The sequence below is a fragment of the Syntrophus buswellii genome (assembly GCF_046097065.1).
Lineage (GTDB): Bacteria > Desulfobacterota > Syntrophia > Syntrophales > Syntrophaceae > Syntrophus > Syntrophus buswellii.
The window spans coordinates 658630-678162 of sequence record NZ_CP175563.1; the positions used below are offsets into that span (position 1 = coordinate 658630).

19 protein-coding genes and 1 tRNA gene are annotated in these 19533 nt (G+C 53.7%); 17 read left to right on the forward strand and 3 right to left on the reverse strand.

Annotation, left to right across the window (positions count from 1 at the left end):
- Positions 1-3: 3 nt before the first annotated feature.
- A complete protein-coding gene (locus ACJ77P_RS03005) occupies positions 4-2658 on the forward strand; it encodes a CBS domain-containing protein (RefSeq protein WP_408998946.1) in 2655 nt (884 codons plus the stop codon).
- Between the two features lie 4 nt (positions 2659-2662).
- On the opposite strand, the gene ACJ77P_RS03010 is transcribed toward ACJ77P_RS03005, so the two are convergent.
- The gene (locus tag ACJ77P_RS03010) at positions 2663-4039 is read right to left on the reverse strand and encodes a nucleotide sugar dehydrogenase (RefSeq protein ID WP_408998947.1); all 1377 of its coding nucleotides are present in this window, start codon (positions 4037-4039) and stop codon (positions 2663-2665) included.
- A gap of 46 nt (positions 4040-4085) precedes the next feature.
- Positions 4086-5018, reverse strand: coding sequence for a UDP-glucuronic acid decarboxylase family protein (locus ACJ77P_RS03015; protein ID WP_367361001.1), 933 nt, complete (start codon positions 5016-5018; stop codon positions 4086-4088).
- Between the two features lie 240 nt (positions 5019-5258).
- On the opposite strand from ACJ77P_RS03015, the gene rsmI reads away from it, so the two are divergent.
- The 13 genes from rsmI (at position 5259) to ACJ77P_RS03080 (ending at position 16035) form a co-directional block, all read left to right on the forward strand.
- Entirely contained in the window at positions 5259-6119 is an 861-nt protein-coding gene (gene rsmI / locus ACJ77P_RS03020) for a 16S rRNA (cytidine(1402)-2'-O)-methyltransferase (RefSeq protein ID WP_408998948.1), read from the forward strand.
- A 169-nt stretch (positions 6120-6288) separates the two neighbouring features.
- On the forward strand, positions 6289-6744 hold the full coding sequence (locus ACJ77P_RS03025; protein ID WP_408998949.1) for a hypothetical protein: 456 nt from the start codon (positions 6289-6291) through the stop codon (positions 6742-6744).
- 1 nt (position 6745) lies between these two features.
- A complete protein-coding gene (locus tag ACJ77P_RS03030) occupies positions 6746-7351 on the forward strand; it encodes a GNA1162 family protein (protein WP_408998950.1) in 606 nt (201 codons plus the stop codon).
- A 164-nt stretch (positions 7352-7515) separates the two neighbouring features.
- The gene (locus ACJ77P_RS03035; RefSeq protein WP_367360997.1) at positions 7516-8055 is read left to right on the forward strand and encodes a CDP-alcohol phosphatidyltransferase family protein; all 540 of its coding nucleotides are present in this window, start codon (positions 7516-7518) and stop codon (positions 8053-8055) included.
- A 200-nt stretch (positions 8056-8255) separates the two neighbouring features.
- Positions 8256-8330: transfer RNA gene (locus ACJ77P_RS03040), tRNA-Val, on the forward strand.
- Between the two features lie 154 nt (positions 8331-8484).
- Positions 8485-10401 carry a threonine--tRNA ligase gene (gene thrS / locus ACJ77P_RS03045; RefSeq protein WP_367360996.1) on the forward strand — a complete coding sequence of 639 codons (1917 nt, stop codon included), beginning with the start codon at positions 8485-8487 and terminating at the stop codon, positions 10399-10401.
- 78 nt (positions 10402-10479) lie between these two features.
- The gene (gene infC, locus ACJ77P_RS03050) at positions 10480-10989 is read left to right on the forward strand and encodes a translation initiation factor IF-3 (RefSeq protein WP_367361035.1); all 510 of its coding nucleotides are present in this window, start codon (positions 10480-10482) and stop codon (positions 10987-10989) included.
- A gap of 141 nt (positions 10990-11130) precedes the next feature.
- On the forward strand, positions 11131-11328 hold the full coding sequence (gene rpmI / locus ACJ77P_RS03055) for a 50S ribosomal protein L35 (protein ID WP_367360995.1): 198 nt from the start codon (positions 11131-11133) through the stop codon (positions 11326-11328).
- Positions 11329-11391: 63 nt separating this feature from the next.
- Positions 11392-11751 carry a 50S ribosomal protein L20 gene (rplT, locus tag ACJ77P_RS03060; RefSeq protein ID WP_367360994.1) on the forward strand — a complete coding sequence of 120 codons (360 nt, stop codon included), beginning with the start codon at positions 11392-11394 and terminating at the stop codon, positions 11749-11751.
- Positions 11748-12764, forward strand: coding sequence for a phenylalanine--tRNA ligase subunit alpha (gene pheS / locus ACJ77P_RS03065; protein ID WP_367360993.1), 1017 nt, complete (start codon positions 11748-11750; stop codon positions 12762-12764). The genes rplT and pheS overlap by 4 nt, the downstream gene beginning before the upstream one ends.
- 38 nt (positions 12765-12802) lie before the next feature.
- A complete protein-coding gene (pheT, locus tag ACJ77P_RS03070) occupies positions 12803-15217 on the forward strand; it encodes a phenylalanine--tRNA ligase subunit beta (RefSeq protein ID WP_408998951.1) in 2415 nt (804 codons plus the stop codon).
- 40 nt (positions 15218-15257) lie between these two features.
- The gene (locus tag ACJ77P_RS03075; protein ID WP_367360991.1) at positions 15258-15533 is read left to right on the forward strand and encodes an integration host factor subunit alpha; all 276 of its coding nucleotides are present in this window, start codon (positions 15258-15260) and stop codon (positions 15531-15533) included.
- A 154-nt stretch (positions 15534-15687) separates the two neighbouring features.
- Positions 15688-16035: a MerR family transcriptional regulator gene (locus tag ACJ77P_RS03080; protein WP_367360990.1), complete on the forward strand. Its 348-nt coding sequence runs from the start codon at positions 15688-15690 to the stop codon at positions 16033-16035.
- A gap of 195 nt (positions 16036-16230) precedes the next feature.
- Here the strand turns inward: ACJ77P_RS03080 and ACJ77P_RS03085 are convergent, their stop codons facing one another.
- Positions 16231-16512 (reverse strand): PxxKW family cysteine-rich protein, encoded by a 282-nt coding sequence (locus ACJ77P_RS03085; protein ID WP_408998952.1) that lies wholly within the window; start codon positions 16510-16512, stop codon positions 16231-16233.
- Between the two features lie 189 nt (positions 16513-16701).
- On the opposite strand from ACJ77P_RS03085, the gene ACJ77P_RS03090 reads away from it, so the two are divergent.
- From ACJ77P_RS03090 to ptsP, 3 genes are read left to right on the forward strand one after another with little or no spacing between them, the layout of a single operon-like run.
- Entirely contained in the window at positions 16702-17454 is a 753-nt protein-coding gene (locus tag ACJ77P_RS03090) for a PTS system mannose/fructose/sorbose family transporter subunit IID (protein ID WP_367361034.1), read from the forward strand.
- The gene (locus ACJ77P_RS03095) at positions 17451-17720 is read left to right on the forward strand and encodes an HPr family phosphocarrier protein (protein ID WP_367360988.1); all 270 of its coding nucleotides are present in this window, start codon (positions 17451-17453) and stop codon (positions 17718-17720) included. The genes ACJ77P_RS03090 and ACJ77P_RS03095 overlap by 4 nt, the downstream gene beginning before the upstream one ends.
- The gene (gene ptsP, locus ACJ77P_RS03100) at positions 17717-19501 is read left to right on the forward strand and encodes a phosphoenolpyruvate--protein phosphotransferase (protein WP_408998953.1); all 1785 of its coding nucleotides are present in this window, start codon (positions 17717-17719) and stop codon (positions 19499-19501) included. Before ACJ77P_RS03095 ends, ptsP begins: the two co-directional genes overlap by 4 nt.
- Positions 19502-19533 lie beyond the last annotated feature (32 nt).

Consider the following 19533-nt stretch of genomic DNA (forward strand, 5'->3'; position numbering starts at 1 on the left):
TTCATGGATATCATTACCTCTCATATTCAGACGGATTTTGATGCCCTGGGATCCATGCTAGCGGCGAAGATTCTGTATCCCGATGCCCTGATCGTCTTTCCCGGTTCACAGGAGAAGAGTGTCCGCGATTATCTACTGGATGCTCCATCCCTGGTTCGTGAGGACATGGTGAAGACCCGGCAGCTCGATCTGGATGCCGTATCGAGAATGATCGTGGTGGACACAAGGCAGGCATCCCGGATCGGCAGGTTTTCCCAACTTCTGGGCCGGGAGGGATTGACGGTTATCCTTTATGATCACCATGGCTCGTCGCCCGATGACATTGCCGGGGATCTGGAGTACTGCGAGGAACTGGGCTCAACGGTGGCCCTCATGGTCAAGGTTCTCAATGAGCGGGGGCTGCGGCCTCCCCCTGAGATTGCCACGGTCATGGCCATGGGCCTCTATGAGGATACGGGATCTCTTCTTTTCCCCTCCACGACGCCGGATGATTGCCTGGCGCTGGCGGCCCTGATGACCTGGGGGGCGGATATGGATCAGGTCGCACGGACGATTTACCGGGAGCTCAGTGCGGAGCAGGTGGATGTGCTCGACCAGCTGATCAAAAACATCCGCACGCTGGAGGTCAACGGCCTCCATGTCCTTGTTTCGAAGGCCTCTTCACCAGGTTACGTGGAAGACTTTGCCATCCTGGTCCACAAATTGAGGGCCATGTATGCCGCGGATGCCCTGTTCGCACTGGGGCAGATGGGCGATCGCATCTATCTGGTGGCCCGGAGCTCCCAACCGCAGCTCAATGCGGCGCAGGTCGCCGCGTTCTTCGGCGGTGGCGGCCATGCGTCGGCGGCGGCGGCTTCCCTGCGAGACCTGAATCTTCATCAGGCGGAGACGTCATTGATTCGGCATATCCGGGCGGAAACGAGGCCCCTCCTCTCCGCCCGGGAGATCATGACCTTCCCGGTCAAAGGGATCGATCTCGACGAAAGCATCAACAGGGCAAGCGAACTCCTGAACAAGTACCATATCAACGCCCTGATCGTGAAATCTTCCGATGAACGGATCCGCGGGATCGTGACGCGCCAGGTGGTCAGCCGTGCCCAAGGCCATGATCTGGGGGCGGCAAAGGTCAGGGACTACATGATCCGGGATGTCCGGACCGTTCGTCCGGAGGCTTCCGTGGGAGAGATCCGCAGCCTCGTGATTGACGGGAATCAGCGACTGGTTCCGGTCGTTGAGGACCGCAAGGCCGTGGGAGTCATCACCCGTACGGACCTGATGAGGATCCTCCACGAGCGGATGACAAAGATTGAGCAGGGCTCATCGGCAGGGGTTCCAGGAAAATCCGTACGGTACCTTCTCCGGGAAAGAATGCCGGAGAATATCTATGAACTGCTGAAAAAGGCGGGAGAGCTGGCCGAGACCATGGGATTCCATCTTTTTCTTGTGGGAGGGATTGTCCGGGACATGGTGATGAGGGTCAATAATCTGGATGTGGACCTGGTGGTGGAAGGGGACGGCGTGGTGTTCGCCAGGGTTCTGGGAAACGCTTTCGGCGCCAAGGTCTCTCCACATGAAAAGTACAAGACGGCCGTGATCCGCCTTCCCGGGGGGGTGAGAATTGACGTGGCCACGGCAAGGCTGGAATATTACCGGATGCCCGGCGCATTTCCCGAGGTGGAGGAATCCAATCTGAAACTGGATCTTTCCCGGCGGGACTTTACGATCAACACCATGGCCGTGGCCTTGAATCCCCAACGGTTTGGCGAGCTGATCGATTACTTCGGCGCCCAGCGGGATATTCGGGAAAAGAAGATCCGGGTCCTGCACTCCCTGAGCTTTGTCGAGGATCCTTCCCGGATTCTCCGGGCCGTTCGATTTGAGAAGCGTCGCGGCTTTTCCCTGGGCAAGCAGACGATCTCCCTGGTTTCCTCTGCCGTTCACGCCGGTTTCCTCCGGAATATCCCGGGAAGAAGAATCTTTCATGAAATGAGGCAGATCCTCCAGGAAGAGGATCCGATCCGCTGCATGGACCGGCTCCGGGAATTGAAGGTGCTTGAGGCGATCCATCCGGACCTGATTTTCGATGAGCCGATGCGGGAGGCCTTCCATGCGGTTCGAGAAACGCTCCTGTGGTTCCGCCTTCTCTACACCCGCGAAAAAGTCCGGGTCTGGTTCCTCTACTTTCTGGCGATGACGGAGTCCATGGATCCTCAAACCGTCGTCGCTCTCGGGGATGCCTTCGGATTGAGGAGAGAAGATGCCGAAATCCTCCTTTCCTCACGGGAGAAGGTTCGGGAAATCATGCGAAGAATGGCGTCCCTGCCTGACATTCTGCCGTCGCAGGCGGTCGACATCCTGGAAAAAGCGTCCCTGGAAGAAATTCTGTACGCCATGTCGCGATCCAAATCTGCCAGCTTCAAAAAGATCTTTTCCACCTACGTGACAACGTGGCGGAACTACAGACCGCCGATTTCGGGCCGGGATCTTCTGGCTATCGGGTTTTCCGGAAACCGGGAGCTGGGCGCCTGCCTGAAGGAAATCCGTGACCGGTGCCTGAACGGGGAAATCCGCGATTTTGCCGGTGCCCTGGCGTTTGCGCAATCCCGGCTGGCAGAGACCCGGGGGGAGCGATCCCCGGGGGAGCCGCCTCGGGTCTGAGAGGCTAGAAATGGGTCAGGGGTCGCTTCCCGATGGAAAAGACATTGAAGCCCAGCTCAAAACAGCGTCGGGGGTCCAGAATATTCCGGCCGTCAAAAATAAAGGCTGGCTTCTCCGCCTGACGGTAAAGCCGAGCATAATCGAGTTCGCCGTAGAGCGCCCACTCGGTCATGATCGCGATGGCATGGCATCCCCTGGCAGCCTCGTAGGGATCATCCACAAAATGGACCGTGCCCCGGGCGTCGGCCAGATCGATTCTGGCGTTATCAAGGGCTTTGGGATCCGTGATCACGACCTCGGCCTGTTCTTCCAGAAGCCGGCGGGCGACGTAAATGGCCGGGCTTTCCCGCGTATCGCCCGTGTTGGCCTTGAAAGCGAACCCGAAAAGGCAGATCCGCTTGCCTGACAAGGTGTTGAACATGGCGGTCAGCATGTTCCTGACAAACCGTTCCTGCTGGTAGCCGTTGATTTTTATGACGCCTTCCCAGTAATCGGCCACGTCCTCGAGGCCGTAGTATCGGCAGAGATAGACCAGGTTGAGAATATCCTTCTTGAAGCAGGAGCCCCCGAAACCGATGCTGGCATTCAGAAAGCGGGAGCCGATGCGGCTGTCCGTCCCGATGGCCCTTGCCACTTCGGATATGTCGGCCTCCGTCTTTTCACAGAGGGCGGAGATGGCATTGATGGAGGAAACCCGCTGGGCCAGAAAGGCGTTGGATACCAGCTTCGAAAGCTCACTGCTCCAGATGTTGGTGGTGAGAATCTTCTCCCGGGGGACCCAGTTTGCATAAATTTCAACCAGCGTGTTTCTTGCTTTCAACCCCTCTTCCGTCTCCCGGGAACCGATGAGAACCCGATCCGGGTTTTTCAAATCATTGATGGCCGTTCCTTCGGCAAGAAATTCCGGGTTGGAAAGGACGTCAAACCGGACATGGTTTTGCGATGTGTTGAGGATGCGCTCCATGGCTTGGGCGGTGCGGACCGGGAGGGTGCTTTTTTCAACGACGATTTTCGGCGAAGTGGAGTGTTCCAGGATCTGGCGGGCCGTCTTCTCCCAGTACTGAAGATCCGCAGCCATGCCGGCTCCCGTTCCGAAGGTCTTGGTGGGCGTGTTGACGCTGACGAAGATGATCTCGTTTTCCCGGATGCCCTGTTCGATGTTCGTACTGAAAAAGAGGTTGCGGTTCCGGGTGGCCTTGACGAGCTCATCGAGGCCCGGTTCATAGATCGGCAGGACATCGGAATTCCACTGGGCGATGCGGTCGGGGTTGATGTCCACAATCGTCACTCTGTACTGCGGGCACTGGTGGGCAATCATGGCCATGGTGGGGCCGCCGACGTAACCGGCGCCGATGCAGAGGATATGCTTTTCAAATGTCATAAGACTCCATCCTTGGAATGAGTTGAGGAGATTCCGTCAACGGGGTTCAACCCAGCCTGTTCCGGAAATAGGATATCGCAAGTTCCAATCCCTTTTCAAGCGAAGTGCCCGGCTGCCAGTTCAGAATCCTCCTGGCGAGAGAAATCTCCGGCTTCCGTTGGATGGGATCGTCCTGAGGCAGGGGCAAAAAAAGAATCCGGGAAGATGAGGCCGTCATGGCGAGAATTTTTTCGGCAAGCTCGAGAATGGTGAATTCCACCGGGTTGCCCAGGTTGACCGGTCCTGAGATTTCCGGCGGTGTGTTCATCAACCGGATCAGGCCTTCGACCAGGTCATCGACATAACAGAATGACCGGGTCTGCGAACCGTCGCCATAAATGGTGATGTCCCTTCCTGTGAGGGCCTGAATCATGAAATTGCTGACGACACGGCCGTCGTTCAAGGCCATGCGGGGGCCATAGGTGTTGAAAATCCTGGCGATCTTCGCATCCACGCCATTCTGGCGGCGGTAGTCCATCATCAGGCATTCCGCGGCCCTTTTCCCTTCATCGTAACAGCTGCGTATCCCGATGGGGTTGACCCGCCCCCAGTATGCTTCATGCTGGGGATGGACCTCCGGATCACCGTAGACCTCCGACGTGGACGCCTGAAGAATTCTGGCTTTAACCCGCTTGGCGATCCCCAGAGCGTTGATGGCGCCCATGACGTTGGTTTTGATGGTTTTAATGGGGTTGTGCTGATAATGAACGGGAGAAGCCGGACAAGCGAGATTGTAAATCTGGTCCACCTCCAGGTAGATGGGCAGGGTGATGTCGTGACGGATCAGCTCGAATCGGGGATTGCTGACCATGTGAAGGATGTTGTCCTTGCTGCCGGTGAAAAAATTGTCCAGGCAGAGGATATCATGACCCTCAGCGAGCAGCCGCTCGCAGAGATGGGACCCAAGAAAGCCGGCTCCACCGGTAATCAATATGCGCATGACGATGCCTGCAGGGATGTTTCCGTTGATTTGTGTTCAAGACTCTTCAGAAGCTGTTCGGGACGCTTGATTTTACGCCGATATCCTTATAGCATCAGCACCAAAATGTAAAATCTTTTTTATGTCAAATATCGTGCCAGTGTTGAGACTTTCATCGACCCGTCTGCCGCCTTGATGTTGTATCCGAGCGATCATGGGATGAACCTGTCTCATCGGGAATATCTTAAAAAGGAATAAAGTATGCAAGAATCAGGAAAACTTTTCGTTGTGGCGACACCGATCGGCAATCTGGAGGATATCACCCTCCGGGCGATCCGGGTTCTCAAGGAGGTCTCTCTGGTTGCCGCCGAGGACACCCGGAGAACCCGCACGCTCTTTGAAGCTTATTCGATCAGCACGCCCCTGATCAGCCTTTATGAGCACAATGAATTCAAAAGGAGCCGGACGTTGATGGATCGGCTCAGGGAAGGCCATGATGTGGCCTACGTCTCTGACGCGGGAACCCCCGGGATCTCCGATCCGGGTTTTGTATTGATTCGCCAGGCCCTGGAATGCGGCATCCAGGTGATTCCCATCCCGGGGGCGTCCGCCTGTATCGCGGCCCTGTGCGTTTCCGGTATTCCAATGGATTCCTTTGTTTTCATGGGGTTCCTGCCTGCCAGGGGAAACAGGCGGAGGGAGTTGCTGGCTTCGTTGCACAATGAATCACGGACGATGATTTTCTATGAAGCTCCCCACCGATTGCCGGCTTCCCTGGAAGACATCGGTTCTGCTTTCGGCAACCGGGAGATCGTGATTGCGCGAGAGCTGACAAAGCTTCATGAGGAGATTTCACGGGGCAGGCTGCAGGACCTTCTGGCCGGCCTGCGCGACAGGCGGATCAAAGGGGAAATCACACTGGTCATCGCGGGGCGGGAGCCGGAGTCCAGGGCCTGGTCTGACGAAGACGTTCGAAGCCTCTATTTCCGGCATCGGGAGGAAACCGGTTTGTCCGATCGGGATGTCGTGGACCGGATCGTCGAAGAAACGGGAATATCCAGGAAGCGGGTTTATGCAATTGTGATTGCCGTCATTTCTGAAAATCCCGGACCTGATCGCTGAGGCGTTTCCTTCGCGGTTCCCGGAAGGATGGAAATTGGGGGCTTCAGCGATAATGTATTGAACTAAGTGGATATCTATGATAATTTCCTGAAGAATTCGGGTTTTAACCAGAGAAGGGCATACGGAAGAATTGCAGGGTCAGCGATCATAAAAACCGGAGAGTAAAGGGATGAGCGGAGATTCAGAGGTTCCGGAATTCAGCGGGGGCGGGGAATTCGCCATAAATAAAGGCACGATGAAACAGCATCTGCCGGGGCCTGGGGACAGGATTTATGATCTTAACGAGATCGTTGAGGACTCCCGGACAAAAATTTATGATCTCAACGATGTTGTCGAGGAGCCGGATATTTTGCGGAACAGGGAGCCTCATGAGGTCCTGGTGATCGATGGCAGAGGCTATGAAAAGGAACCACCGCCGGCAGATATCATCCATGATCTCGTCGATGCCATAGAAGAAAAGCCGATCCTGGATCAGCCCCATGGCCTTTCGCAGGAAGAAGTGGGGAGACTGATTACGGAAACCGTTGAAAAAATGGCCCGGGAAATGATTCCGGTCATTGCGGAAAGAGTCATTAGAGAAGAAATCGAAAAATTGAAACAGGATTCTGAGGAGGAGGCTGTATAGTATGATATACCGAAGCAGAAATGTTATCTTTTCCGTGCTGTTGGTGACCGTGCTGATTCTTTCGGGGTGTGGCCCGGGAAAATCGGCCGCTGTGTTGAAAGACGGCAACAGGGAAGAGGTTCATCGGATTGCCGTGTTCCCCGTTTTCAATGAGACTTCTGATCAGCAGGCCGCCCGGCTTTTGAGGGAAAAGATCCAGAACGCCCTTTACTTCAAGGGATATCCCAAAATTATGGCCCAGTTTGTTGATGAGACATTGAACGGCGAACAGGTTAAGGAGCCGGAGATACAGGATAAAGCGGAATGTTCCCGGGAACTGGGAAGGCAGATGCAGGTTGACGCCGTTCTTTATTGCGACCTGCAGGAAAGCCGGACCCATTATTATTGGCTCTATTCGCCTCTGTCCGTTTCCGCTGTTTTTGAATTGCGGAGCGCCAGAAGCGGCCAGTTGCTCTGGCGGAGTTCCTACAGCACCATCAAGAGAACCTATGGCCTGTCAAAGGATTCCCTTCGGTTAAAGGGCGCCCAGGTCTATGAAGACGCGATTCAGGAACTGGTTGATCAGGCGATGAAGGGAATCCCTGACAGTTCCGAGGTTCTTGGGTGAAGTGGCGGACGGACGGCTTTGTGATGGAAGGTGATGGGCTTCCGGATCAATATTAAAGCGGATTTTCTATCGGAAATCCCATCGGGTTCTTTATCATTCCTGACGGAAATTGAAAGGGGCCATTCTTTACCGATTTCTGCAACGGGGGAATCGCCGATCCTCGAATGAATATACCTAATATTTTAACTCTGCTGCGCATTATTCTCACCCCCGTGTTGGTCATCTTTCTGATGGAAGGCTCGTATTTCAAGGCCCTCATCGTATTTGCCGTTTCCGGTCTGTCCGACGGGCTGGACGGATTTCTGGCGCGCACTCTGAAGCAGCAGACGAAGCTGGGGGCCTATCTGGATCCCATTGCCGATAAAGCCCTGTTAACCAGCAGTTTTTTGACGCTCGCCATCCTGGGAATTCTTCCCGGGTGGCTCACCGTCGTCGTCATCAGCAGGGATTGCATCATTTTGCTCGGCATTGCGGTTCTGTCCTTTATGTCCATATCCGTTGAAATCCGCCCCGCCTTCATCAGCAAGGTCACCACCATGTTACAACTTCTGACGGTGCTGATGGTGTTGATGGTCCATGGCCTGGCCGGCGGAGGGGAATACAGCGGAATGTATCTGATGTACTGGGTAACCGCCCTGGTGACGATTCTATCCGGAATTGTCTATTTGATCCGTGGCATTCGCTTAATCAATTCTCTGCAGTAGGGCCTTTTGCAACGGGCTTTGTGTGCGGGATACTGAACGGGTAAACCTGTCAGATGGCAGGCCGAGAAATCTTTTCCCGGGTTCTCTTCCCGAGGGATGGGAAGAAGGCGGGAAAAAGCAAGGGAGTTTAGTTTTTGCCTTGACAAGAGACCGATTTGTTGTTAGGTATTACGCCCTGTTTGGCGGTAAGATAAGCGTGAAGGCACGTAGCTCAGGGGGAGAGCGCCATCCTGACGCGGTGGATGTCCAGGGTTCAAATCCCTGCGTGCCTACCATTTTTTACAATGCAAGCCTGCAGAGCGATTCGTCTCACCGACTCAAGAAGATATGATCTGTTGGGAAAGGGCATCCGCAAAGATAACGCGCTGATGCCCTTTCTTTAATAAAGGGAATTAAAGAGTTCTTAACCTGGATGTTAATATTGGGATTATGAAGGAAATCAAGATTGTTTTACCCGATGGATCAAAGCGGGCTTATCCGGAAGGAGTCACCGTAAAGGAAGTCGTATCTTCCTTGGATCCGAGAGTGCTTGCTGTGACCGTAGCGGCCAGATTCAACAGGGGCCTCATTGACATGAACCGCTCGCTCACCGAGGACGGAACACTGGAACTGGTCGATGTCGCGTCCCGTGAAGGTCTGGAAATTCTTCGGCACAGCATATCTCATGTGATGGCTCAGGCCGTTCAGGATATTTTCCCCGGGGTGCTGGTCAGTATCGGTCCGGCCATTGAAGACGGCTTTTATTACGATTTTGAATATGACAACACCTTCACCCTGGAGGATCTCGAAAAAATAGAAACCCGGATGCAGGAAATTATAAAGGAAGATCTTCCGTTTATGCGGGAAGAGGTTTCCCGCGGGGAGGCCATATCCTTTTTCCAGGGCAAGGGCGAGTCTTACAAGGTCGAGCTGTTAAAGGATCTGCCCGAAGAGGTGAAAACCGTCAGCCTTTACAGGCAGGGCGGCTACACCGATCTCTGCCGGGGGCCTCACATCCCCTCGACGTCCATGATCCGTGCCTTCAAGCTTCTCAACGTCGCCGGCGCATACTGGCGCGGAGACGAGCGGAACAAGATGCTCCAGCGTATCTATGGAACCGGTTTCGCCACGCGGAAGGATCTGGAGGAGTATCTCCGGATTATCGAAGAGGCCAAAAAGCGGGACCACCGCAAGCTGGGAAGGGATCTCGATCTTTTCCAGGTCAGCGAAGAGGCGGGAGCCGGGCTGATCATCTTCCATCCCAAGGGGACCATGCTGCGCACCCTGATAGAGGATTGGGAGAGGAAGGAACATTTGAAGCGCGGGTATGGCATGGTCATGGGGCCTCAGATTCTGAAGGTGGATCTCTGGAAGAAATCCGGCCACTTCGATCACTATCGGGAAAACATGTATTTCACCGAAGTGGAAGGGCAATCCTACGGGATCAAGCCGATGAACTGCCTTTCCCATATGCTGATTTACAAATCCAAGATGCGGAGCTATCGGGATCTTCCCCTTCGCTACTTTGAGCTTGGCACAGTCCACCGGCATGAAAAGACGGGGGTTCTGCACGGCCTGATGCGTGCGCGGCAGTTTACCCAGGATGACGCCCACATCCTTTGCACCCCGGAACAGCTGAATTCGGAAATCCGGGCCATCGCGGATTTTGTCGGCTATGCCATGAAAATCTTCGGGTTCGAATATGAAGTCGAATTGAGCACCCGGCCGGGAAACTCCATAGGGACCGACGAGGACTGGGACTTGGCGACTTCCGCTCTGGAGAACGCCCTAAAGGACAACGCCATGAGCTATGATATCAACGAAGGCGACGGCGCGTTTTACGGCCCCAAGATTGATTTCAAGCTCAAGGACGCGCTGAAGCGAAAGTGGCAGTGTGCGACTATCCAATGCGACTTTACCCTGCCGGAGAGGTTTGATCTCACGTATGTCGGGGCGGATGGCGAAAAACATCGGCCTGTGATGCTTCATCGCGTTATTCTCGGTGCGATTGAGCGGTTCATGGGAATTCTGATCGAGCATTACGGCGGGGCCTTTCCCCTTTGGCTGTCTCCGGTGCAGGCCGTTCTCGTTACGGTCACGGACCGGCACATCCCGTATGGAGAAACGGTCTGTTCGCAGCTTCTGGAAGCCGGGATTCGCGTGGAGTCAGACTTTCGAAACGAGAAGCTGGGTTATAAGATTCGAGAAGCTCAGACCCAGAAAATACCGTACATGCTGGTGATCGGCGACAAGGAAATGGCGTCGGGGCAGGTCGCGCCCCGAGAGCGTGGCGGGGACAATCTGGGAGCCATGCCGGTTTCTTCCTTTATTGAGCTTGTGCAGGATAGGTGCAGGCGGTATTTGTAATGCGGACGGAAGCGCCATGCTTCAGCGGCAGGGGAAGGAAATCCAGGTATATTCTTTTAACGATGCAGGAGGTGTCCAATAGCTAAGGATCTGAAGATCAATACTGAGATCAAGGTGCCCGCGGTCAGGGTGATCGGCCATACGGGAGAGCAGTTGGGGATATTGACCCTGGCTGAGGCGCTGGCTGAAGCGAGGAAAGAGGGATTGGATCTGGTGGAAGTCGCCGCCACTTCCGCGCCGCCTGTCTGCCGGATCATGGATTACGGAAAGTTCAGGTACCAGCAGAGCAAGAAGCTTCAGACGGCCAAGAAAAGCCAGAGCACCATCCAGGTAAAGGAGATTCGGCTGAGACCGAAGACTGAGGAGCACGATCTTCAAGTCAAGGTCAAGCATATCAAAAAGTTTCTTGAACAGCATGACAAGGTAAAAGTGAGCGTCCTGTTCCGGGGAAGGGAAATCGCCTTTACGGAGATCGGGCGTAGGCTCCTGGAAGAGATAAAAAGTGTATTGGGTGACAGCTGCACCATAGATCAACAGCCGAAACTGGAAGGCAGAAGTATGGTGATGGTTTTATCCCCTAAGAAATAGCGGATCATGACATAGCGGGGTTTTCGTTCCTTTCCGGGATTTAGGGGCAGGGAATCCTGTTTGCCGTGTTTTATTTGATTGTACGATATTCTAACAGACTGAACTGCCTCTGCGGGCAGCTTGGAGACCAAGGGGAGAAGAATGCCGAAACTAAAAACACACCGTGGCGCTGCGAAGCGCTTTAAACTGACCGGCAGCGGAAAAGTCCGGAGGCACCATGCCAATGCCAGCCACATTCTGACGACAAAAACGACAAAGCGTAAAAGAAACCTGAGAAAATCCGCCATTCTTGACAAAAGGGATGAAAGGCAGATTAAACGACTGATTCCCTATCTGTAGGAGGCGCCGTCTTTTCGGAGCCGAGGAACAGGGAGTGGAATTACACATAGGAGGCTTAGGATCATGCCTAGGGTTAAAAGAAGTGTTACCGCCAAGAAAAAGAGAAGAAAGATTTTCAAATTAGCCAAAGGGTTCTTTGGTGCGAGGAGCCGGTTGCTGCGGACGGCGACGGAAGCCGTGGACCGGGCTTTGAGTTATGCCTTTCGGGATCGCAGGGTACGGAAGAGGGAATTCAGGAAGCTATGGATTGCCAGAATCAATGCCGCTTCGCGCGCACAGGGTCTGACCTACAGCCGGCTCATGGACGGCTTGAGAAAGGCCAATGTAGAGATTGACCGAAAAGTGCTGGCCGATATCGCCATTAATGACCCCCGCGGGTTTTCGGAAATCGTTCTTCTCGCAAAGCGTGAGCCTGTTTCATGATTGAAGATCTGGAGAAACTGCGGAAGGAGGCGGAGACTGAGATAAAGGCGGCGAAAGCCGAAGCGGATCTGTCTGCCGTAAGGGTCAAATTCCTGGGAAGAAAGGGACTGCTGACCCAGTATCTGCGCAATTTAGGCCAATTAAGCATCGAGGAGAAGCAGCTTTACGGAAAGCGGGCAAACGAGATCAAGGACATCCTGGCTTCAAGCTTTGAAGAAGCCCAGGGGGCCCTGGCCGCTCTGAAAAGGGAGGACGCCCTTCGCAGAGAGGCGATTGATGTCACGCTGCCCGGCAGGCGCAGCGGCTATGGCCGGATCCATCCGGTTACACAGGTTCTCGAAGAAATTTGTGCCATATTTTCAGGAATCGGTTTTTCCATTGTTGACGGGCCGGAGATTGAAAAGGATTATTACAATTTCGAGGCTCTGAACATCCCCAAGGATCACCCCGCCAGGGACATGCAGGACACGTTTTATATCGAGGAAACGGTCGTGCTGCGTACCCATACCTCTCCCGTTCAGATTCGGATCATGGAGAAGCAGGCGCCCCCGGTGAGAATCATTTCTCCAGGGCGCGTGTATCGCCCGGATTCCGACGTTTCCCATACGCCGATGTTTCATCAGGTTGAGGGCCTGCTTGTCGACAGGGGCGTCACTTTCGGCGACCTCAAGGGCATTCTCGACGCGTTTCTCAAGCAGATCTTCGGGGAGGAAACGGTGATCCGCTTCCGGCCCAGCTATTTTCCCTTTACGGAGCCCAGCGCAGAGGTGGATATCCGGTGCGTCATGTGCAAAGGCAGCGGCTGCCGCATATGCGGGCAGAGCGGCTGGCTGGAAATCCTCGGGTCGGGCATGGTAGATCCTGCCGTTTTTGAGAATGTCGGTTATGATCCGGAAGAGTTTACAGGGTTTGCCTTCGGCCTGGGAGTGGAGCGTATTGCCATGCTCAAATACGGGATTACCGACATCCGCCTTTTCTTTGAGAACGAATGGCGGTTTCTTCAGCAGTTTTAATAACAGGGTGGTATCTCATTCGTGAGTAAAAGATCATTATGCAAGTAAGTTTAAGATGGCTTAAAGACTATGTGGACATTGATCTGACGCCCGCCGAGGTTGCGGACTGTCTGACCATGACCGGCCTCGAAGTTGATGCGGTGCGGGAAGTTGGACCCTCCTTTACTCATGTCGTGGTGGCGAAGATTCTGTCAATCCGCCCCCATCCCAACGCCGACAAACTTCACCTGTGTGACGTGACAACGGGAGCTGAAACCCTGCCCATCGTCTGTGGAGCGGACAATATCCACGAGGGTGATGTTGTGCCCCTGGCCAGGGTGGGTGCGACCATTCCGGGAGGTTATACCATAAAGCGTTCAAAGCTGCGTGGCGAGTACTCGGATGGGATGCTCTGCTCCGAGGAGGAATTGGCCATCGGTGAAGATGCGACAGGCATCATGATCCTGTCTCCCGATCTTCCCCTGGGAGGCGACCTTGCCGAGGTCCTCGACTTGAAGGATACGGTCTTTGACATCGGAATCACGCCAAACCGTTCCGACTGCCTCTCCATGATCGGCATCGCCCGGGAAATAGCCGCTCTCACCGGCCGGACGGTCCGTCTGCCGGAGATCCGCTTCCAGGAAAGGGATGAAGACATCCAGGGGCTTGCTTCGGTGCAAATCCTTGATCCCGATCTCTGCCCGCGTTATACGGCGCGCATGGTCCGGAATGTAACGGTGGGGCCTTCCCCCCTGTGGATGCGGTTGCGCCTTGAAGCCGTCGGGCTTCGTTCCATCAGCAATGTCGTCGATGTGACGAACTTTGTCATGATGGAACTGGGGCAGCCCCTTCATGCCTTTGACTACCGTTTTCTGGAGGAGAACCGTATCGTGGTCCGGCGGTCAACGCAGGGAGAGCGATTCGTCTCCCTCGACGAAAAGGAGCGTATTCTCAAGGCCGACACCCTGATGATCTGTGACGGCGTCAAACCGGTGGCTATTGCCGGCATCATGGGGGGATTCAATTCGGAAATAAAGCCGGATACACGGGATATCCTCCTGGAAAGCGCCTACTTTACGCCCTCCTCCATCCGGCGCTCAGCCAGGGATTTGGGCATGAGTACGGATGCGGCCTTTCGCTTCGAGCGCGGGATTGATCCGGAAGGCCTTGTTCGGGCGCTGGACAGGGCCGCCCAATTGACCGCCCAGCTCTCTGGAGGGTCGATCTGCAGGGGAAGGATTGACGAACATCCGAGGCAGGTAAAGACCGTTGAGGAAATTTCCCTGCGCTGCGGGAGAGCCAATGCTGTTCTGGGAACGAAGATCCCTGCGGCGGACATGGCGAAAATCCTGGAAAATCTGGGTATGGAAGTCAGCCGGAAAGAGGGCGGAGAAGAGGAATATCTGGTCAAGCCCCCCTCCTTCAGAGTCGATATTACCCGCGAGATTGATCTCGTGGAAGAAATCGCAAGAATCCATGGCTACCATCATATCCCGGTGACGCTCCCTCTAGCGGGGATGGTTCCGGCTCACAGGAGTTTAAGAAGAGTCCTCGAGGAAAAGATTCGGAACCACCTGACAAGCAATGGATTATCTGAAGTCATTACCTACAGCTTTATTTCTCCAGATGCCGCTGATATCCTGGCGCTGAATGTTGAGGATGAGCGCAGAAAGGTCGTTTCGATTTCAAATCCGCTGACGGAAGAGCAGTCGGTCATGCGGACCACCTTGATTTACGGCCTGCTTAAGGTGATGCGCGAAAATGTCAATGCCGGGGATTATAATCTGAAGATTTTTGAGTTCGGCAAAATCTTTCTGCAGGGGAAGCCTGGAGAACTGCCCACGGAGAAGAAGCGGTTGGGGTGTCTTATGACAGGCATGCGGGATGATGAGTTGTGGTCTTTGGGAGAACCGGGTGTCGATTTCTACGATTTGAAAGGCTGCGTTGAAAGCCTGACCGACAGCTTGGGGCTGAAGGGGGTTCAGTTCCGTTCAAAGGCGCGCGAGACCTTCCTCCATCCGGGCAGGGCCTGTGGAATTTTTCTCGGTGAAAAATCCATAGGGTTCATGGGGGAGGTTCATCCGGATGTGCTTTCCCGCATGGATTTGAAGAACCGCGCCCTGGTTTTTGAATTGGATGTAGATGCCATCTCCGGGGAGGTTCCACAGAGTGTCACCTACAGGGAGTTTTCACGTTATCCGGAGAGCTCGAGGGATGTTGCCTTCGTCATCGATTCGACCATGGAAGTGGGTGACATGCTGGATATGGCCCTTTCAACAGGTGAAGATTTGCTTGAAAGAGTCCGTATTTTTGATGTATATGCCGGTGCTGGCATTCCTGAAGGAAAGAAGAGTCTGGGGTTGAGGTTTACGTACCGGTCCTTTACTGCGACATTAACGGATGATACGGTGAACCGGGTTCACTCAACGATCGTTCAACGGATCGTTGACCGGACGGGAGCTCAGATCAGATGATTGGCGCCAGAGCATCTGTACCATTTCAAGGAGGTCTCAAATGACTAAGATAGATATCATTCAGAATGTATATGAAAAATTGGGTTTTTCCAAAAAAGACTCGGCCCGCATCGTCGAGTCTGTTTTTGATATCATTAAGGAAAGTCTCGGGCGGGGTGAAAAGATCAAGATATCCGGTTTCGGTAATTTTGTCGTTAAAGAGAAAAAATCGCGAAGAGGAAGAAACCCGCAGACCGGAGATGAAATTTCCATCTCAGAACGCAGGGTTTTGACTTTCAAATCCAGCCAGGTCCTCAGGAAAGCGCTCAACGATTGAAGTCTTCAGGAAAAATGGTATGCCTTAACTTCGGAAAGCCGGGCAGGCCTTTTCGATTCAACTCACCGTTCATTCAGGTGTTGAGGCAGGGGAACTGAAAACATCATTTTTTTTATCTGATTTCTGAAGATCGGGATCAGCGACAAAATTCATAATGAACGATGTCCTTCCCCCGGAAAAAGCATATTTCCGCATCAGCGAAGTGAGCCGAATTCTTGGGGTTGAGCCTTCTGTCCTCCGCTACTGGGAATCGGAATTCAAGTCCGTGCGGCCGGTTCGGACAAAAGCCGATCAAAGGCTGTACCGGAGACAGGATGTTCAAGAACTGATGACGATCAAGACCCTCCTCTACGAAGAGTTCTTTACGATAAAAGGTGCGAAAAGACAGCTTCTTCTGCGGAAGCGGGGACGCGAGGCTCAAGCCGGCGAAACGGATACGGCTCGGAAGCTGGCGGAAATCAAGACGGGATTGACACAACTTCGGGAGTGGCTCAAAGAATAATAAAACAGATTTTTTCCCTCACCGTGCCACAGTGAGGCATCTTCATACAGGATGTCGAGGCGCACACCGCGCCTGTCGAACGATTTTTTCCTCAGCCCTTTGAAAAATGCGGAACCCGGCGGGACCAGGCTGTGTTTTCAAAGGGCTTTATTGTTGACTATGGCCGGATTTTTCACCGGCCGATCAATCAAGAGATTATTTTTTCTTGGAAGCCCGCTTGGAGGCCTTCAGCGGGTTGATCGCCTGGACTTCCTTGATTTCGAGCTTGACATGGGAAGCGCTGGGACATTTTCCCTTGAGCCATTTGGTGGCAGGCTCGGGATAGAGTTTGCAGTAGTTTCCACTTTCAAATTCAACGATCTTATTGCATCCGAGGCAACTGTCGATAACGGGTTTGCAGGAACCGCCGGCATAGCTGCACCCTTTTTTGGTCATGAATCCGCAGTCGGTTCCCGGTTTGATTGTTGAACAAAGCATTTCTCTTACCTCTTGAGCTTTATTTAATATCCAAGGGCGTGATCACTAACAGAACAATCGGGGCCTGTCAAGCAAAACTTGGCGAGTCCTTTCCCGGAAGAAAATTTTTGTAAGCCTCAGCCGAATTCATTGACTTCATGGCAGTTTCGTGCTAGTAAGCTGTGTTGCGGAAATTAAGGGATCTTTGTGATGAAATCTTCCCGGCTGGTTTCAATTTTTTTGCGGTCCCTCTTGATCCAGGCGTCCTTTAATTTCTGGAGAATGCAAAATCTGGGTTTTGTCTATGCCCTGATTCCTTTTATCCGGTTGCTGAACCGTGATCGGGGGCGCACGCAGGAGTTGCTGGTGCGGCACCTGCAATTGTTTAACAGCCATCCTTATATGACCGGCCCCATTCTTGGCTCGGTTGTTCACATTGAAGAGGAAAACCTGAAGAAGCAATCCATCCAAAATGAAGATGCCGGCACCTTGAAAAACGCCCTTTGCGGACCCTACGCGGCTATAGGGGATTCATTTTTCTGGGGAGCGTATCGTCCGCTGTCCGCCTTGGCCGGCGTGCTGCTGGCCGTTCATGAATCTGTTGCCGCGCCTCTGATTGCCTTCTGCATGTACAATTCGGTGGCTTTATGGGTGCGATGGAAGGGATTTACCGAGGGCTACCGATTGGGTAAAATGGGGATCGATTTTGTGCGGCGCTTGGACCTTCTCGGGAAGGCAAGGAAGATCCGCTGGATTTCCCTGTCCTTTCTTGCCCTTCTGGCGGCATTCATCGCCTCGAAAGACGTTGCGGTTTCCCTTGTTCCCCTGGTGCGGATCGGCATGAAAATCGGGGTGCTTTTCTGTATCCTCTTGTGCTTCTGGGCCGTCAAGAAGGGGGTGTCTCCCGCGCACATTCTGTACGGGATGGTGGTGATCGTTTTCCTTCTGTGCACAGTAAAATGACTGAAATTCGGACGTTTGAACTGAAAAATAAACTGGGTCTTCATGCCCGCGCTGCGGCAAAACTTGTAAGTGCCGCCAGAGGATTTAAGTCAAAAATTGTTCTGGAAAGAGATGGTCGGGAGGTTAATGGAAAAAGTCTCCTGGGCATCCTGACCCTGGCCTGTCCTCAAGGAAGCCGGGTGACGGTCCGGGCGGAAGGTGCCGATGCCCTTCAGGCCATAGAAAGTCTCGAAGGGCTTTTTGAGGATAAATTTGGTGAATCATGAGCATAACGGACGATGTTAAAAAGACGTTCGTGTTGAAAGGGATCGGTGTTTCCCCGGGGATCGCCTGTGGGAAGGCTTTCCTCTTTGATCCGCTGGGAAGTGATCTTTCCTTGTACAAACTGAGTGACACATCCCTGATCCCTCAGGAAATCAAGCGCTTTGAAGCCGCTTTAAAGGAGTCCGAGAGGGAGCTCCGTGCCATCAAGGATGGCATTCATGGCAAGATCGGTTCCGAGCCCCTGTATATTATTGATGTCCATCTTATGCTGTTACGGGATCAGGCGTTCATCCGCCACACCGTCGGGCATATCAAGGAATCGTGCGTCAATGCCGAATGGGCCGTCCGAATGACCCTGGATCAATACCGGGAATTGTTCGACCGGGTGGAGGATGAATATATCCGCAGTCGATTCAGTGACATCCAGTATGTGGGAAAGCGAATCCTCCGCAATCTTTCGGGAGAAAAGAGAACGCCCTTTTCCGAAATCCGGGAAGAGGTTATTGTTGTGGCTTCGGATCTTTCTCCGGCTGATACGGCCCAGATGATGGTTCACAAGGTCCTGGGATTCGCCACGGATATGGGTGGCAAAACATCCCACACCGCCATTGTCGCCCGTTCGATTGAAATTCCGGCCATTGTGGGTCTGCAGAACATCACGCGCGTCGTTAAAACCAATGACGACTTGATTATTGATGGAACATCGGGGCTGATTATCGTTAATCCCGATCCGGAAGTGGCCAGGCGTTACCAGGAGAAGAAGAAGCATTATGAGCTCGTTCAGGAAGATTTCCTGAAATATGCCCGGCTTCCGGCCATGACGAAAGATCGCTGCCGCGTTGATATCGGCTGCAACATAGAATTTATTGAAGAAATCCCTTCAGCGGTTCTTCATGGCGCAGAAGGAATCGGCCTTTATCGGACGGAATTCATCTATATCAACCGGGATCGTCTGCCGACAGAGGAGGAGCATTTTGCCCATTACCGTCAGGCCGTCGGAATCGAGGGACTGGCCTGGTCGACGATTCGGACCTTCGATCTGGGTGGCGATAAGTTTACCTCCGATCCGAAACTGGCCAAAGAAATGAACCCTCAGCTCGGACTGCGGGCCATACGTTTCTGTCTGAAGGAAGTCGAGCAGTTCAAGGTGCAGTTGCGGGCCATTATCCGCGCCGGCGCCTTCGGCAAGCTCCGGGTCATGTTCCCCATGGTTTCCGGCATCGAGGAGATCCATGAAGCCAAGCGCATCTTCGATATCGTCAAAGGGGACCTGATTGAAGAACATGTTCCCATCGGCCGCGATATTGAAATCGGGGTGATGATTGAAGTGCCTTCCGCGGGCATCGTTGCGGAAGAATTGGCGAAGGAAGTGGATTTTTTCAGCATCGGCACCAATGATCTGATCCAGTATGTCCTGGCGATCGACCGGATCAACGAGCGGGTCGCTTACCTCTACGAGCCCCTTCATCCTGCCGTGTTAAGGCTCATCGCACAGATTACAGCCGCCGGGCACCGAAACGGCATCCGCGTGGCGATGTGCGGCGAGATGGCGGGGGAACCCCTCTACGCGCTGATTCTTCTTGGCCTTGAACTGGATGAGCTGAGCATGAATCCCCTGGGGATTCCCCGGATGAAGAAGATCATCCAGAATGCCACCCTGCAGGAATCCCGCGAACTGTTGAATAAAGTCCTTGCATTCAATTCCGCGACGGAAATACGCGATTATGTGGAGCATTACATGAGGAGGCGGTTTCCCGAGGAGTTCCAGGGGGCTGGACAATAGGGACGCCCGTCGCGGTACAGAGCATCCCCCTT

Bases quoted from the DNA above. Each gene is read 5' to 3' on its own strand.
- ACJ77P_RS03005 (WP_408998946.1), top strand. From the start codon at position 4: ATGGATATCATTACCTCTCATATTCAGACGGATTTTGATGCCCTGGGA.
- ACJ77P_RS03010 (WP_408998947.1), bottom strand. From the start codon at position 4,039: ATGACATTTGAAAAGCATATCCTCTGCATCGGCGCCGGTTACGTCGGC.
- ACJ77P_RS03015 (WP_367361001.1), bottom strand. From the start codon at position 5,018: ATGCGCATATTGATTACCGGTGGAGCCGGCTTTCTTGGGTCCCATCTC.
- rsmI (WP_408998948.1), top strand. From the start codon at position 5,259: ATGCAAGAATCAGGAAAACTTTTCGTTGTGGCGACACCGATCGGCAAT.
- ACJ77P_RS03025 (WP_408998949.1), top strand. From the start codon at position 6,289: ATGAGCGGAGATTCAGAGGTTCCGGAATTCAGCGGGGGCGGGGAATTC.
- ACJ77P_RS03030 (WP_408998950.1), top strand. From the start codon at position 6,746: ATGATATACCGAAGCAGAAATGTTATCTTTTCCGTGCTGTTGGTGACC.
- ACJ77P_RS03035 (WP_367360997.1), top strand. From the start codon at position 7,516: ATGAATATACCTAATATTTTAACTCTGCTGCGCATTATTCTCACCCCC.
- thrS (WP_367360996.1), top strand. From the start codon at position 8,485: ATGAAGGAAATCAAGATTGTTTTACCCGATGGATCAAAGCGGGCTTAT.
- rpmI (WP_367360995.1), top strand. From the start codon at position 11,131: ATGCCGAAACTAAAAACACACCGTGGCGCTGCGAAGCGCTTTAAACTG.
- rplT (WP_367360994.1), top strand. From the start codon at position 11,392: ATGCCTAGGGTTAAAAGAAGTGTTACCGCCAAGAAAAAGAGAAGAAAG.
- pheS (WP_367360993.1), top strand. From the start codon at position 11,748: ATGATTGAAGATCTGGAGAAACTGCGGAAGGAGGCGGAGACTGAGATA.
- pheT (WP_408998951.1), top strand. From the start codon at position 12,803: ATGCAAGTAAGTTTAAGATGGCTTAAAGACTATGTGGACATTGATCTG.
- ACJ77P_RS03075 (WP_367360991.1), top strand. From the start codon at position 15,258: ATGACTAAGATAGATATCATTCAGAATGTATATGAAAAATTGGGTTTT.
- ACJ77P_RS03080 (WP_367360990.1), top strand. From the start codon at position 15,688: ATGAACGATGTCCTTCCCCCGGAAAAAGCATATTTCCGCATCAGCGAA.
- ACJ77P_RS03085 (WP_408998952.1), bottom strand. From the start codon at position 16,512: ATGCTTTGTTCAACAATCAAACCGGGAACCGACTGCGGATTCATGACC.
- ACJ77P_RS03090 (WP_367361034.1), top strand. From the start codon at position 16,702: ATGAAATCTTCCCGGCTGGTTTCAATTTTTTTGCGGTCCCTCTTGATC.
- ACJ77P_RS03095 (WP_367360988.1), top strand. From the start codon at position 17,451: ATGACTGAAATTCGGACGTTTGAACTGAAAAATAAACTGGGTCTTCAT.
- ptsP (WP_408998953.1), top strand. From the start codon at position 17,717: ATGAGCATAACGGACGATGTTAAAAAGACGTTCGTGTTGAAAGGGATC.